Origin of the sequence: Lacihabitans sp. LS3-19 (assembly GCF_024343575.1) — a bacterium.
GTDB lineage: Bacteria > Bacteroidota > Bacteroidia > Cytophagales > Spirosomataceae > Leadbetterella.
In genome coordinates this window covers 40,491-54,946 of the sequence record NZ_RJUA01000009.1, presented here as the reverse complement: position 1 = coordinate 54,946, position 14,456 = coordinate 40,491, and the positions used below count along the sequence as shown (strand labels likewise).

Annotated in this window: 13 protein-coding genes; 5 read left to right on the top strand and 8 right to left on the bottom strand. The window is 33.0% G+C overall.

Annotated features, from left to right (window positions below; all coding sequences use genetic code 11):
• Positions 1 to 157: 157 nt before the first annotated feature.
• Positions 158 to 1,318: an NRAMP family divalent metal transporter gene (locus EGI22_RS09475; RefSeq protein ID WP_255068014.1), complete on the bottom strand. Its 1,161-nt coding sequence runs from the start codon at positions 1,316 to 1,318 to the stop codon at positions 158 to 160.
• A gap of 183 nt (positions 1,319 to 1,501) precedes the next feature.
• Here EGI22_RS09475 and EGI22_RS09470 point away from each other — a divergent pair, with 183 nt between their 5' ends.
• From EGI22_RS09470 to EGI22_RS09460, 3 genes are read left to right on the top strand one after another with little or no spacing between them, the layout of a single operon-like run.
• A complete protein-coding gene (locus tag EGI22_RS09470) occupies positions 1,502 to 2,581 on the top strand; it encodes an efflux RND transporter periplasmic adaptor subunit (protein WP_255068012.1) in 1,080 nt (359 codons plus the stop codon).
• A 7-nt stretch (positions 2,582 to 2,588) separates the two neighbouring features.
• The gene (locus tag EGI22_RS09465) at positions 2,589 to 5,675 is read left to right on the top strand and encodes an efflux RND transporter permease subunit (RefSeq protein WP_255068011.1); all 3,087 of its coding nucleotides are present in this window, start codon (positions 2,589 to 2,591) and stop codon (positions 5,673 to 5,675) included.
• A gap of 8 nt (positions 5,676 to 5,683) precedes the next feature.
• On the top strand, positions 5,684 to 6,985 hold the full coding sequence (locus EGI22_RS09460) for a TolC family protein (protein WP_255068010.1): 1,302 nt from the start codon (positions 5,684 to 5,686) through the stop codon (positions 6,983 to 6,985).
• Here EGI22_RS09460 and EGI22_RS09455 read toward each other — a convergent pair.
• The 4 genes from EGI22_RS09455 to EGI22_RS09440 all read right to left on the bottom strand — a co-directional run bounded on the left by EGI22_RS09455 (position 6,956) and on the right by EGI22_RS09440 (position 11,001).
• On the bottom strand, positions 6,956 to 7,699 hold the full coding sequence (locus tag EGI22_RS09455) for a 5-oxoprolinase subunit PxpA (RefSeq protein ID WP_255068009.1): 744 nt from the start codon (positions 7,697 to 7,699) through the stop codon (positions 6,956 to 6,958). The two genes, EGI22_RS09460 and EGI22_RS09455, sit on opposite strands and share 30 nt — an antisense overlap.
• Entirely contained in the window at positions 7,689 to 8,618 is a 930-nt protein-coding gene (locus EGI22_RS09450; RefSeq protein ID WP_255068008.1) for a biotin-dependent carboxyltransferase family protein, read from the bottom strand. Before EGI22_RS09450 ends, EGI22_RS09455 begins: the two co-directional genes overlap by 11 nt.
• A 1-nt stretch (position 8,619) precedes the next feature.
• Entirely contained in the window at positions 8,620 to 9,276 is a 657-nt protein-coding gene (gene pxpB, locus EGI22_RS09445) for a 5-oxoprolinase subunit PxpB (protein WP_255068007.1), read from the bottom strand.
• A 63-nt stretch (positions 9,277 to 9,339) separates the two neighbouring features.
• Entirely contained in the window at positions 9,340 to 11,001 is a 1,662-nt protein-coding gene (locus tag EGI22_RS09440) for a T9SS type A sorting domain-containing protein (RefSeq protein ID WP_255068006.1), read from the bottom strand.
• A gap of 36 nt (positions 11,002 to 11,037) precedes the next feature.
• Between EGI22_RS09440 and EGI22_RS09435 the strand changes: the two genes are divergently transcribed.
• Entirely contained in the window at positions 11,038 to 11,484 is a 447-nt protein-coding gene (locus EGI22_RS09435; protein ID WP_255068005.1) for a hypothetical protein, read from the top strand.
• A gap of 65 nt (positions 11,485 to 11,549) precedes the next feature.
• Positions 11,550 to 13,028: a helix-turn-helix domain-containing protein gene (locus tag EGI22_RS09430; protein WP_255068004.1), complete on the top strand. Its 1,479-nt coding sequence runs from the start codon at positions 11,550 to 11,552 to the stop codon at positions 13,026 to 13,028.
• A 2-nt stretch (positions 13,029 to 13,030) separates the two neighbouring features.
• Here the strand turns inward: EGI22_RS09430 and EGI22_RS09425 are convergent, their stop codons facing one another.
• From EGI22_RS09425 to rplU, 3 genes are all read right to left on the bottom strand, one after another.
• The gene (locus EGI22_RS09425; RefSeq protein WP_255068002.1) at positions 13,031 to 13,627 is read right to left on the bottom strand and encodes a NifU family protein; all 597 of its coding nucleotides are present in this window, start codon (positions 13,625 to 13,627) and stop codon (positions 13,031 to 13,033) included.
• A gap of 102 nt (positions 13,628 to 13,729) precedes the next feature.
• The gene (rpmA, locus tag EGI22_RS09420) at positions 13,730 to 13,996 is read right to left on the bottom strand and encodes a 50S ribosomal protein L27 (RefSeq protein ID WP_255068001.1); all 267 of its coding nucleotides are present in this window, start codon (positions 13,994 to 13,996) and stop codon (positions 13,730 to 13,732) included.
• Positions 13,997 to 14,026: 30 nt separating this feature from the next.
• Positions 14,027 to 14,341, bottom strand: coding sequence for a 50S ribosomal protein L21 (rplU, locus tag EGI22_RS09415; RefSeq protein ID WP_255067999.1), 315 nt, complete (start codon positions 14,339 to 14,341; stop codon positions 14,027 to 14,029).
• Between the last annotated feature and the right edge of the window lie 115 nt (positions 14,342 to 14,456).

Below are 14,456 nucleotides of genomic sequence, written 5' to 3'. Positions count from 1 at the left end.
ACCAACCATTTGCCAACTAAAAAAGCTCCAGATAGCAATAAAACGAAAAACAAAATAGGCAACCAAGTGGGAAACTGATATCCAAACATAATTATTTCTTTTTTTTGACAAATTTAGGATAAAATTCATTTAGAATTATTAAAAATTAGCAAAATTATTAAAGTAGGCTGCCTATTGAAAAATAAAGCAGCACGAATACAATAATCCAAGAAAGCATTTTAAAAATAATATGGTGTCGAAATGTATTAAATATAGGTAATTTCTGTATGCCCAATAAAACAATGAGAAGTCCCAAAGGCAAAATAAAACCATTTATATAACCTGCTAATAATAAAAGGCTTACAGGCTTTCCAAATATTAAATTCACGCCCGCGGAAATCAAAATAAAAACCAAAGCAATTATTTTAGTATTTTTCCCTAACCAAGGATGAAAGTCTTTTAAAAACGAAATGGAGGTGTAGGTCGCTCCTATTACTGAAGTTATTGAAGCCGCCCAAATAATTATTCCAAATATTCTTTTTCCGTAATCTCCAAATGTGTTTTCAAAAACCGAAGCAGTAGGATTATCTGGATTCAAAGTTATTCCTGTCAACAAAACAGACAAAGTCCCAATGAATAATAAATACCTAAGAAAACCGGTGAAAATAATCCCAAATGTAGCACTTCTAGTTACATCTTTTTGATTTTCCTTTCCAACTCTACCAGCATCAATTAACCTTTGTGCACCTGCAAAAGTTATATAACCACCTACCGTACCACCAACGAGGGTAATCGTAGATTTCATATCAAATTTTTCGGGCCAAAAACTAAATTTTATTAATTTGACGTAATCAATATGAGCAAATATTATCATATAAATAATTAAAAAAAGCATCAAAAATGCTAAAACCTTAACTGCAATATCTAACCTTTTTAGGCTATTATCTGAATAAAAAAGGAAAGCAATAATGAAGAATGAAGCCACAACTCCCAAGTTATTAGAAAAACCTAACAAAGCATTTAGACCCATTCCTGTACCGGCAAAATTTCCAATATTAAAAACAAGACCGCCAAAAACTACAGCTATTGCCAATACATTGCCTAATCCTGGTAAAAGCATATTTCCAATACTTTGAGCTTTAAGATTTGAAAAGGTCAAAGCTCTCCAAATTGTGATCTGAGCAATTACATCTATGATAATGGATAATAAAATAATAAAGGCAAAATTATAAAATAGTTTTTCTGCAAAAACAGTAGTTTGTGTCAAAAAACCTGGCCCTATGGCAGATGTTGCCATAATAAAGGCCGCAGCCATTAAGTCTCCTCTTTTTTTTCTCAAAATTTTTCTAATAATCAAATTATCATCAAATAAAAGGATATTATTTTTAATTAAAAAATCATAGAATTCTAGTTTCTTAATATCTTAATTTTGTCTATTCAATTGATGTACTTATCCATTATATAAAAGTATATTGAGAATAATTGGCAAAATTGTATAAAAATTAATTTTAAGTAAACACATATGCGTCCTCTTCTTATAGCAGCGGGTATAATTTTAGCGTTGATTTTGGGAAAAATATTCCTTTTCAACGGCAGCTCTGACCCAAAAAACGATTCATCCAATAGCAAAAAATCAGTTGGTGGTGCCCCTGGAAAAAGCGGCCCTTCAAAGCCTTTGGCGGTAAGCACACTAGTGGTAGGCCTTTCTAATTCCGAGCGGGTTGTATTCTCTTCAGGTACAACTGTAGCCAATGAGGAAGTTGAAGTAAAAAGTGAAATCTCCGGAAAAATTGTAAAATTAAATATCCCTGAAGGATCAGTTGTGAGTAAAGGATATCTAATCGCTAAAATTAAAGACGATGATATTTTGGCACAATTAAAAAAGATTGATCTTGAAGAAAAACTTGCTCTTCAAATTGAAGCTAGGCAAAAGAAACTATTGGATATAAATGCCATAAGCAGAGAAGAATTTGAGATTTCTCAAAATAAAGTACTTACGCTAAATGCTGATAAAGAACTTTTAAAGGTTCAGTTAGCAAAAACGGAGATTAGAGCTCCTTTTTCAGGAAAAGTTGGTTTGAAAAACATATCGTTGGGTGCCTACGTTACACCCTCTAATGTTATCACAACAATTGTTCAGTTTAACCCTATTAAACTAGACTTCACAATACCTGAAAAATATATTAATGAAGTAAAATTGGGCAAAAACATCAAGTTTCAGACGGACGGATCGAATTCTGACTATTTCGCCAAAGTAATTGCAATAGATCCGAAAGTAGACGAAACACTAAGAACTTTAAAAGTGAGAGCTATTTCACAAAACCCTGGAAGTCAATTAATTCCTGGAATGTTTATTAAGGTTTATTTAAATTTGAGCAACTCACAATCAATAATGATTCCTACCGAAACTGTTATACCTGTTACTGACGGAAAAGTGGTATACATAAAAAGAAACGGAATTGTTGAACAAGTTAAAATAGAAACAGGTTTAAGAGATGCAAGTAAACTTCAAGTTTTGAGTGGACTAAACATAGGTGATTCATTAATTACTAGCGGATTAATGACTTTGAAAGTAGGTTCACCAGTATTTACTAAAAAATAAAATAAATATGTCAATATCAACCCTTTCTATCAAAAGACCCGTATTGGCCATTGTAATGAACCTCCTAATATTATTATTTGGGTTCATTGGTTTTCAATATCTAGGTGTGAGAGAGTACCCTTCAATAGACCCTCCTATTGTAAATGTTGGGACAAATTACCCAGGGGCAAATGCCGATATCATTGAGTCCCAAATCACTGAACCTCTCGAAAAAGCACTTAATAGTGTTGAAGGAATTCGTTCGGTAAGTTCTAGCTCAAACAATGGCTCCTCTAACATCACTATTGAGTTTAATCTTGATGTGGATATGGAAAAAGCCACCAATGATGTTAGAGATAAAGTATCTCAAGCCGTAAGGATTCTACCAAAAGACTTAGACGGGCTGCCAACAGTAAGGAAAGCAGATGCGAATGCGGAAACTATATTGTCACTTTCGCTACAAAGCAGTACCAGAAATATTCTAGATGTAAGCGATTTTGCTGAAAATGTAATCTCTCCAAGACTCGAAACCATCGAAGGCGTAAGTGAGATAAGAATCTGGGGACAGAAACGCTACGCTATGCGTATTTGGATGGACCCGAACAAAATGGCCTCGATGGGAATTACCACCCAGGACATAAAACTTGCTTTAGACAGAGAGAATGTTGAGCTTCCATCCGGTAAACTACAAGGAAACAATACCGAACTTGTTGTTAAAACCATCGGTAGATTCACCAATGAGGAGGATTTCAATAACATGATTGTAAAAAATATTAATGAAAACATTGTAAAACTTAGAGATGTAGGGTATGCTGAAATCGGAGCTGAAAACCTCGAAACAACGCTTAGGTGGAATGGAGTACCAATGTGCGGTATTGCTGTTCAGCCACAGCCAGGTTCAAATTATCTGGACATTGCAAAAGAAGTTTACAAAAGAAAAGCTGAAATAGAAAAAACTTTACCGCCTGATATAAAATTAGGTACAATCTTAGACTACACAGTTTTTGTTAAGAATTCAGTAGAAGAAGTTGCAGAAACACTATTGATAGCTATTGTATTGGTGGTTATCATTATCTTCTTGTTCTTCAGAGATTGGATTGTTGCCGTTAGGCCTTTAATAGATATACCTGTTTCTTTAGTCGGTACATTTTTTATAATGTATGTTTTTGGATTTTCTATTAATGTACTGACGCTTTTAGCGATAGTTTTAGCCACAGGGTTGGTTGTGGATGACGGTATAGTAGTTACTGAAAATATCTTTAAAAAGATAGAAGAAGGCATGAATCCAATAGAAGCATCGGTAAAAGGAGCTAATGAGATATTCTTTGCCGTTATTTCAACTTCAGTTACACTTGCTGCGGTATTTCTTCCGGTAATATTCATGGAGGGATTTGTTGGTAAACTATTCAGAGAATTTGGTATTGTACTTTCTAGTGCGGTTTTAATTTCTGCATTTGTGTCCCTTACATTGACTCCGATGCTAAATGCCTACTTAAATAGAAAAGTAGCCAAGAAATCCAAATTCTATATGGCAACCGAACCTTTTTTTGAAGGGATGGAAAATGCCTACAGGAACAGTTTATCGAACTTTTTAACCAAGAAATGGCTAGTAATGCCAATCATGGTAATCATTTTTGGATTAGTTTACTTTTTTTGGGGGCAACTAAAATCAGAACTCGCACCATTAGATGATAGAAGTAATCTTCAAATCTCTTATTCTGGCCCTGAAGGTTCTTCATATGAATATATGGATAATTATATCATAAAAGCTTCTACATTAATTGCGGATTCAATACCTGAAGTTTCAGGAGTAATGTCTGTAACTGCTCCTTCTTTTTCAGGGTCTGGGGCTTCAAATACAGGTTTTGGAAGAATAACTTTAAAAGACCCTAAATCAAGAAAAAAGACTCAGTCGGAAGTTGCTAATTCAATGACAAACTTGTTAAAAAAACTACCAGATGCGAGATCATTTGTGAATGAGCAACAAACTATAGCTGTAAACAAAAGAGGTGGATTACCAGTAAGTTATGTAATTCAAGCTCCAGATTTTGCAAAACTTCGAGAATATTTGCCAAAATTCATGGATGAAGTTGCAAAAAATCAGGTGTTTACGATGTCTGATGTAAACTTGAAATTCAGCAAACCGGAATTGTCTATTAAAATTGATAGAGAAAAAGCAAAAAGTTTAGGAGTAGCTGTTGCCGATGTAGCTCAAACAATGCAATTGGCCTTCGCTGGTCAAAGATTTAGTTATTTCACAATGAATGGAAGACAGTATCAAGTGATTGGACAATATGACCGCCAAGACAGAAATGAGCCTTTGGATTTAAAAAGTATGTTTGTCAAAAACAATAGAGGTGAGTTAATTCAATTGGACAATATCGTTACTGCTGAAGAAAATAGTAGTCCACCTCAACTGTACCACTATGACAGATATTTAAGTGCAACGGTTTCAGCTGGACTAGCTCCCGGAAAAACTATTGCTGACGGAATCAAAGCTATGGATGAAATAAGGGATAAACTGAATGACGAAAAAATCAGAACGGCTCTTTCAGGTTCTTCAAGAGATTTTGCAGAGAGTTCTTCAAATACTTTATTTTCATTTGGCTTGGCTTTAATTTTGGTGTTTTTAATACTTGCAGCACAGTTTGAAAGTTTTGTGGATCCTTTGATTATCATGTTTACTGTACCTTTGGCTATTGCGGGAGCAGTATTGTCTCTATGGCTATTTGACCAGACAATAAACATTTTTAGTCAAATAGGTATGATTATGCTAATAGGTTTGGTTACAAAAAATGGAATTCTTATTGTGGAGTTTGCTAATCAATTAAGAGAAAAAGGATATGAGAAAGGCAAAGCAGCAATAGAGGCCGCAACACTTCGCCTTAGGCCAATCTTAATGACAACCTTGGCGACTACTTTTGGTGCTTTACCTATTGCATTGGCATTGGGATCGGCAGGCTCAAGTAGAAGATCTATGGGTATTGTGGTAATTGGTGGATTATTAATGTCTTTAATTTTGACCTTATTTATTATTCCAACAATGTATATTTATTTAAGCAAAAAGAAAAACTTCGAGAGAATGAAAGCTATTGACGAAATGGCTGAAGCATAATAAAGTTTATGAAAAGAATATTAGTATCAATTATTACGATTTTAGTCGTAAATTTTTCGGCAAATTCACAAGGATTATTAAAATTAGTTGACGCTCAAAATTATGCTTTAGAGCATAATTTTGGAGTCAAAATCTCAGAAAAACAAGTAGAACTGTCACTTAACCAAATTTTTAAGGCAAACGCAGGTATGGTGCCATTGATTGATTGGAACACAAGTTTTAATAGCTCCTTCAACCAGGTAAATCAAAATTTCGTTGATGGAAGAGTTATAAATAGATTTGGTAGATCAATTTCCCCACTTACTAACCTTACGCTTACATATACGCTATATGATGGCAGAAGAATGCAATCTGTTTTTGAAAGATTGAAAAGCCAAGGACAGCAATCTAAAGTACAACAACAATTGGTTGTTCAGAACACATTGAGTAATGTAATGCAGATATATTACAATATTCAACGTCTTCAAAGTACTACAGAGTATTTAAATGAAATCATTAAATATTACGAAGAGAGGCTAAAAATCACGGAGGAAAGATGGCAAATAGGTAGAGGCTCAAAATTAGATTACCTTCAATCAAAAGCGGATTTAAGTACTCAGGTTACCAATTTAACGAATACTTTAAATCAGCTTAAAAATGCAAAAATTAGCTTAAACGGAGTATTAGGAAGAGATTCAAAAGTAGATTTTGAAGTAGAAAAAGAAGACGTTCTGAGTCCTAATTTTGATTTGAATTTCCTTATAGATCAAGCGAAAAGCCAAAATCCTGAATTTTTGAACCTAAAAAAATCAGAAGAAATAAATTTATTAAGTCAAAAAGAAGCGTCATCTTTCAAAAAACCTAGAATTAACCTCAATAGCTCATTCGGATATAGTTTCAGTTCAAACAATGCAGGACTGATTACTTCTAATCAAAACTTGGGCTTAAACGCTGGTGTTACAGCTACTTGGAGAATCTTCGATGGACAGTTTATCAATAGGAATATTCAATCATCTAAAATCAATGGAGAAATCATTCAGGCCCAAAAGGATGACTTGCTGAATCGATTGGAAAATGATCTAACTTCAGCTTATTTTCAATACGAAACTGATAAAAAAATCGTAGAATTAGAAAAGGAAAACAAAGAAGTGGCAGCTGAAAACCTTGAAATTTCACTTGAAAAATTCAAACTGGGGGCATCTACCATTTTAGAGATTAACGATGCACAGACGAGGTATAATACAGTTTTAAACCGTTTAGTGAGTGCACAATACAATGTCAAAATTTCTCAATTAGATTTATTAACCATTAGTGGTCAAATATTGAGATAAAGTATATATTTCTTTAGCAAACTCTATAGCCTGAGGAGTATCACTATGAATGCAGATAGTATCAGCATTTAATGAGATAAAATGACCATCTAAAGTGGAAATTTTATCTCTTTTTATTAAGGCCTGTGCTTGGGCTTTTACTTTTTCAATATCATTTAAAACAGAACCCACTAATTTTCTAGAGGACAAACTTCCATCGGCCATATAAGCTCTATCAGCAAACACTTCTTCGCTAGTATTTAGACCTATTTTTTTTGCTTCAGAAATGCTTTTACTTCCAGACAAACCAAACAAAAATAAGTTTGGATTTATTTCAAAAACAGCTTCTGCAATAGCCTTAGCGTAATCTTCTCTTTTTCCAGACATATTGTAAAGTGCTCCGTGTGGTTTTACATGGGTCAATATTTCGCCTTCTAATAAAGCAATTTTATTAAGAATTCTGATTTGCTTTTTCACCATTTCTTTAATTTCTTCAAAACCTAAATACATCTCATTTCTTCCAAAATTCTTTATATCATCAAATCCAGGATGAGCTCCAATTTTAAGTTTATGTTTTTTTGCGTTTTTTATAGTTTCATGCATAATATACTCACTACCTGCATGGAAGCCGCAAGCTATATTGATTGATGAAACATAAGACATTAGTGCCTCATCATGACCAGATTCTAAGAAATCAAGAGATTCCCCCATATCACAATTGATATCAATTTGCATTTTCTGAAAACTTTAAAGCCTTTTTAATTATTTCTAAAGAAACACTCGATTGCTTTTTTATTTCTAAAGCATGCTCAATACTTACTTTTTCAAATTTAATAGTTTTATTTGGTCCTAATTGACTCAAAAAAGAAAGGTCATTTTCTATTACAAAGCCTAATTTCGGATAGCCACCAGTCACTTGAGCATCAGCCATTAGTACAATAATTTGGCCATTGGGTAGCAATTGCATGGTTCCTTTCGAAACTGCGGATGATATTTGTTCTTTCTTTTCAACAAGATCTAAAGCTTGCCCTTTTAGTCGGTATCCCATACGATTAGATTGTAATCCAACTTCAAAATCAGTATTCGTCAAAATAAATTTCGCCTTTTCTGTTAAATTCTCAAATTCAAAATCTGAAACAAACCGAATCCGAGGATTTTGGAAATCATAATCAAAAGAAACACCCGATTTGAATTTTAAAATCGAATAATTTGGAGAATGTTTTAACTTAATATTTTCTGGCAAAAGGTTAATTTTCATTTGAAAATTTGTCGAGCTAGAACCTAACCAAGACACTACATCAAAACCACCCATTACTCCAAAGTATACTCTCTCTCCTACTCTTTTCCTATTAAAAGTGAGAACGTCACCGACTTGCGATTGGTAAATTTTATTTCTACTTAGTACTTTTCTATTCAAATAAGCCTCAAAATCACCTCCAGAAACAGCAAAAGTGCAAATTTCCTCAAACAATATTACTGGTCCAGGAAAGTGAATCTCTAAACATGCTTCATTAGGATCATTTCTAAGCAATGCATTTAAAACCTTAAAACTTAAAACATCCAAAACTCCACCAACGCTAACTCCAATAGATTGAAAATTTTGCCTTCCAAAGTCCTGAACACTTGTTAATATGCCTTTTTTTATAAATTTCATGCTATATGGCTATAAATTTAATTCGATCTCCTAATTTGAAATAACTTAGTTTATTAGGATCAGGATTAAATAATTCTAAATCAGTGTGCCCAATAATTTGCCAACCGCCAGGACTTTCATTTGGATATATTCCAGTTTGAAAACCCGCAATCCCTACACTTCCTTTTTTGACTTTCAACCTTGGTTCTTTTTTTCTTGGAACAAATAAACGATCATCCATTCCTAATAAATATGGAAATCCAGGAAGAAAACCTATCATTGCAACTGTGTATATTCGATCAGTATGAATTTTAATAATTTGAGATTCCGAAAGCTTAGTAAACTCCGAAATAAATGACAAATCTTCACCTTTATATTTTACGTTTACTTGCTTTACTTCGGTTTCATTAAAATTATCATTTTCTAAAACCATGAATTCTTTACCCGATAGCCAAGATTCGAAAAAGGTTTTCAAAGAATTATGAGCAGTATAAAAAGAGTCTAAAACGTAAATTGTAAGAGAATTATAGGCAGAAACTGACTCAGAAAACCATTCCCAATTTTGAGTTTTAACGATTTTTTTCAAAGCCAAAACTTTCTCAAAACTTTCAATATTGATATTTCCTCCGAATGATATCGTGATTGCTTTTTCGCTGAGAAGAAACGTTTTGAAATTCATTTATTTTGAAGTATTAACTTTCCAAATTTAATACTAGATTTTTATAAAGTTAATTCCTTGAAATTAATTGTACAATATAACTCTTTTTGAAAAACTCTTTTTGCCTTGCTTAATTTCTACAATTACTTCATTAGAAAATATTTTCCCTAACAATTCTACCCTTTTATCAATATTTAATGCTTTATTCTCAACACTTTCATAATAAAATTCCTTTCCGCTCAAGTCAAACAGCCTTAGTTCGAAATCTGATGGATTTTCTAAACTAATTTGAAGGTTAAAAACTCCAGAACTTGGATTTGGAAAGACATTTACTTTATTAAGACTTATTTCATTTTCCAAGCCAGTGGGAGCACTTAAATCAAATTGGCAAAGGAAAATCTCATATCCAGTTAAGATAATCTCTTTTTGCCATCCATTGTATTCAATTAATACCTTAACTTCTTCCGTTTCTGATTTGGCATTTGGATTATGTGCAGCAACTAGTAAGTTATTTCCATTCAAAACGCCTCTCCAAATTGGTTTCTTACTTTCATTGTAATCTCTCGCAGTTATGGTTTTAATTATTTTATAATCACCATCAAAAATATTTTTAAATTTTGAAAGCCGATATAAACCTTTTGTAAAGTATTCATAATTAGCCAAATCCTCCGTTTCAACAAAAGGATCCTCCCAAAACCAAATGCCTTTAGCACCACCCACCAATGGAAATATTGCCATTGCCTCTGCCATCCATGGTTGAATGTTTTTCCCTAAAACACCCTGATTAAAACTATATTTTCGCCATACAAAAAGCATCAAATCTTTATTTGTCCAAGCTTGATTTGCTTCAATTTGGAATAATAGATAAGATAAATATTCACCTGCAAACGGATGTGGATAATCGTAATAGAAATATGCCGAAGGAGTAATGAAGTTTTGTGCTTCGTACATAGTCCCTCCAACTTTCTGATTATCAAAATCATAGGAAATGTAATTCAGAACCGATTTATCAGTTTTCCAAGTCTCCCAAGATTTCCCTTGAATATTAATAAAAGTATTCAATATAGGTGCATCAGAATAAGAGCTAATATTTGGAATCGACTGATTATTAACAACATAATTTGCTGCTTTTCCATATAATCCTTGTAAATCCTTTTTGTATTTTTCGATAAACTGCTGGTCAGTAAGCAATTTCAGATCTTGTGGAGTATAGGAGGCATTTTTAATTAAAAGAATAGAATCCTCAGATTTAATTTGTTTTTCTATATCAAAAACTAAAATATCTGATTCGATTTTATTTAATCCGCCAGTTTCTTTAATAATTCTTTCCCTTTCTTGCGTCCAACTATTTTCTAAAACCAACATATCATTCCCAAATGGAGACTTGTACAAATCCCAAGGTTGTTTTGGAGTAGAATTTGCGACATTATAATAAATAAATGCACGCTTTTCTTTGGGAATTTTCGTTAGTTCATTGGGATTGGCAATATGGCTAAATCCTCTTTTCAAAATCAAGTCAGAGTTGGCATATTTGGAGGTTCCTCCGTAAACAATTTTAAATGGCAAGGAGAATTCTGGAAATTGGCTCCAGTTTATACCCTGGCCAACTTTTGAAGCTGAAAATTGAAAATCTAAGGTTTGAGAACAGTCTTGGGAAAAAACAAAAAAAGGCGAAGCAAAAGAAATAAAGATAATAAATACCTTACGCTTAAATCCTATAAATTTCTTTCCTAAATTTGCACTCATTACCATCTGTTTTGTTACAAAAATAAATTAAAAAAAATGAAAAACTTGGTATTAATTCTTTTAGTTGGTATTACTTTTCTATCATGTAAAGATAAACCTGTGGTACCTGTGGATAATTCAGCTTCAGGTATATTATCAGCAAATGGCTGGCAATTAAGTAGATATACAGATACATCTGGCAAAACTCTGAGTAATTCTTCATTAAATATTTCGGCTGTAGCACTATATCAGCTAATATTTGAATTTAGAACCGACAAAGAAACAAGGGCATTGGATAAAACGACTAAAAATATAGTAAATAGAGGCACTTGGGATTTGCTATCTGGAGAGACACTTTTAGATATAGATATTTCAGGATTTAAAGGACAGTTTAAAATTGTATCAATTTCTCAAGGAAAACTTACATTACAAGCAAGTACAGGGAATTTCCTTTCTGGAGTTGGTGCAGAAATAAACATGGAATTTATTCCCAATTCACTGTAATTAAAGTTTTTGAAAAAATATTCGTTTTAAATTAGCCCAAATTAAGAATTGAAAACCACTGTTTTATGAGTTTAAATACAGACCATATAAAATTAATTTTTGGATTAAAACTGAAACAGTTACGTCAAGAAAAAGGCTTTTCTCTTCAAGATTTATCTAACATTTCGAAACTTTCAATGTCTTACATCAATGAGATAGAGAAAGGCAAAAAATACCCAAAAGCTGATAAAATATCTGCATTAGCAGAAGCACTGGATATTGATTACGACAGTTTGGTTTCTTTAAAATTAAACAAAAAGCTAGAACCTATTTCTAAATTACTGAAATCTAACTTTTTAACAGAAATACCTTTCGATTTTTTTGGAATTGACCCTGCGAATCTCTTGGAGATGTTGTCTGACGCTCCTATCAAACTCAGTGCATTTATTAATACAATAATAAAAATAGCTCGTAGCTACAGCATGAGTGTTGAGCAGTTTTATTTTGCGGTATTGAGATCTTATCAAGAAATGCACAATAACTATTTCCCAGATTTAGAGGAAATTGCGAAAGATTTTTTGAAAAAAAATAGTGTTTCTGATGAAAAAGTAATTGATGAGTTCTATTTATCAAACTTACTTTTAGACCAATATGGCATTTCGATTGAATATTTTGACGAAAAAGACCATCCTACTTTAGCTACTATACGGTCAGTATTTATTCCGAAGAGCAAAAAATTGATGATCAATAAAAGGATTTCATCTGACCAAAGAGCCTTTACTTTGGCAAGGGAAGTTGGTTTTCTATTTATGAACATTAAAACTCGTCCAATGACCTCATCGTGGATAAAAGTTAATTCATTCGAGGAGGTTTTTAATAATTTTCAAGCTTCCTATTTTGCTGGAGCAATCCTGATAAAAAAAGAACCATTAGTAAAGAGTTTAACTGAGATATTTAAAAGCGATAAATTTTCTAGCAAAAAACTAAACGAAATAATTCAAAAATATCAAACCACGCCAGAAACTCTTCTTCATAGAATTTTCAGTATTTTACCTGATTCTTTTGGAATTGACAAATTGTTTTTCCTAAGATTTGAAGCACCAATTGGCACAAAAGACTACAGTTTAACCAAAGAATTACATCTTTATAAACAACATGACCCTCAAGAAAGCAAAAATGAGAACTATTGTAGAAGATGGATCTCAATTAAAATTTTAGACGAATTATCTTCTTTGCAAAAGAAAGATAAAAATCAACAACTCATAGATACTCAAATATCCAATTATCAAGATGCTGGAAATCAATATTTTGTAATATCTATAGCAAGACCTTTGAATATTTTAGAAAATACCAATGTAAGCGTAAGCTTGGGTTTCGAAATATCAGACGAGGCATCCAAAAAAATCGGTTTTTTAAATGACTCGAAGGTTACAGTCCAAAATGTAAATCAAACTTGCGAAAAGTGTTCTATTTTTGATTGCAAAGAGCGTGTGGCTGCCCCTACAATATTACAAGAACGGAGGCATATAAAATCTATGACAGAGGCAATTGCAAAATTGAGCTAAGCTTATAATTCCTCTGCTTCTACCAATTTTACTTCTGGCACCATGGATGTCAAAAGACGCTCAATACCCGATTTTAGGGTAATTGTGGCAGAAGGACAACCACTACACGAACCCTGAAGAAATACTTTTACCAAGCCAGACTCTTCGTCAAAAGAAGAAAAGTTAATTGCTCCTCCGTCAGACTCTACTGCTGGACGAACATATTGATCCAATGTGGCTTTTATTTTAGCTACTACCTCAGTGTCGTTAGGGTCAACAATTAAGGTATTTGAATCAATAGTTTTCTGAGCAAAAACAGGATGACTTTCGTCAAAATATATTTTTATGAATTTCTTAAGATCAAACAATACCTCCTCCCATTCTGTTTCTGCATCCTTGGTAATTGTAAGGAAATTTGAAGAGATAAAAACACGGTTTACAAAATGAAATTGAAAAATATCAGCAGCTAGTGGAGAAGCTTTGGATTCTTCTCTGGCTGAAGCCATATCAGGATAGTCGAATGATAATCCTTCAGGAACTATTTCATAATTTAAAACGAATTTCATCGAGTTGGGATTAGGGCTCAACTCCGTATATATCATTGTATTTCTCTTCAGCATGTTATTATTTTAATACAGTGTTAACACAAAAAAAAAACTATAAGTTTGGGCAAAGGGCAAAAAAAAAGAGGCTAGGCCTCTTTTTAATTTCTTTTTCGAAAATTAAGCTTCTACCGCAGCAGGAAGCACGTGAACGAAAGACTTACCTTCACGACCTTTTTTGAAAGTCACGATACCATCTTTCAACGCAAAAAGCGTATGATCACGACCCAAGCCTACATTTTGACCAGGATTGTGTTTTGTTCCACGTTGACGAACGATGATATTACCTGCAATTGCATCTTGACCACCGAATAATTTTACGCCTAAACGCTTACTTTCTGATTCACGACCGTTTTTCGAACTACCAACACCTTTCTTATGTGCCATCGTCTATTAATGTTTTAAAATTATAAATAATTAAGCAGCAATTATCTCGTCAATTTGAATCTTAGTCAAAGCTTGACGATGTCCATTTTGCTTTTGATAACCTTTACGTCTTTTTTTCTTGAAAACAATTACTTTTTCTCCTTTCAAATGTTCAAGGATTGTGCATTTTACCTGTGCACCAGTTACAGTCGGGGCTCCTATTGAAACCGCACCATCATTATCGACAAGTAAAACCTTGTCAAAAACAAGCTCAGCGTTCGTTTCTCCCGCCAAACGGTGGGTATAAATGAAACGACCCTTTTCAACTTTAAACTGCTGGCCTGCTATCTCTACGATTGCGTACATCTTAGCTAAATTTAAATGATTATAAAAAATTGGAGTGCAAAATTAAGATTATTTCCTGATTTATCCAAACCAATATTAAATATTAATGCGTTTTATCAAGTAAATTTCTTCTACA

Bases quoted from the DNA above. Each gene is read 5' to 3' on its own strand.
- rplU (WP_255067999.1), bottom strand. From the start codon at position 14,341: ATGTACGCAATCGTAGAGATAGCAGGCCAGCAGTTTAAAGTTGAAAAG.
- EGI22_RS09430 (WP_255068004.1), top strand. From the start codon at position 11,550: ATGAGTTTAAATACAGACCATATAAAATTAATTTTTGGATTAAAACTG.
- EGI22_RS09455 (WP_255068009.1), bottom strand. From the start codon at position 7,699: ATGCAAATTGATATCAATTGTGATATGGGGGAATCTCTTGATTTCTTA.
- EGI22_RS09450 (WP_255068008.1), bottom strand. From the start codon at position 8,618: ATGAAATTTATAAAAAAAGGCATATTAACAAGTGTTCAGGACTTTGGA.
- EGI22_RS09465 (WP_255068011.1), top strand. From the start codon at position 2,589: ATGTCAATATCAACCCTTTCTATCAAAAGACCCGTATTGGCCATTGTA.
- EGI22_RS09460 (WP_255068010.1), top strand. From the start codon at position 5,684: ATGAAAAGAATATTAGTATCAATTATTACGATTTTAGTCGTAAATTTT.
- EGI22_RS09440 (WP_255068006.1), bottom strand. From the start codon at position 11,001: ATGAGTGCAAATTTAGGAAAGAAATTTATAGGATTTAAGCGTAAGGTA.
- EGI22_RS09435 (WP_255068005.1), top strand. From the start codon at position 11,038: ATGAAAAACTTGGTATTAATTCTTTTAGTTGGTATTACTTTTCTATCA.
- EGI22_RS09470 (WP_255068012.1), top strand. From the start codon at position 1,502: ATGCGTCCTCTTCTTATAGCAGCGGGTATAATTTTAGCGTTGATTTTG.
- EGI22_RS09425 (WP_255068002.1), bottom strand. From the start codon at position 13,627: ATGCTGAAGAGAAATACAATGATATATACGGAGTTGAGCCCTAATCCC.
- rpmA (WP_255068001.1), bottom strand. From the start codon at position 13,996: ATGGCACATAAGAAAGGTGTTGGTAGTTCGAAAAACGGTCGTGAATCA.
- pxpB (WP_255068007.1), bottom strand. From the start codon at position 9,276: ATGAATTTCAAAACGTTTCTTCTCAGCGAAAAAGCAATCACGATATCA.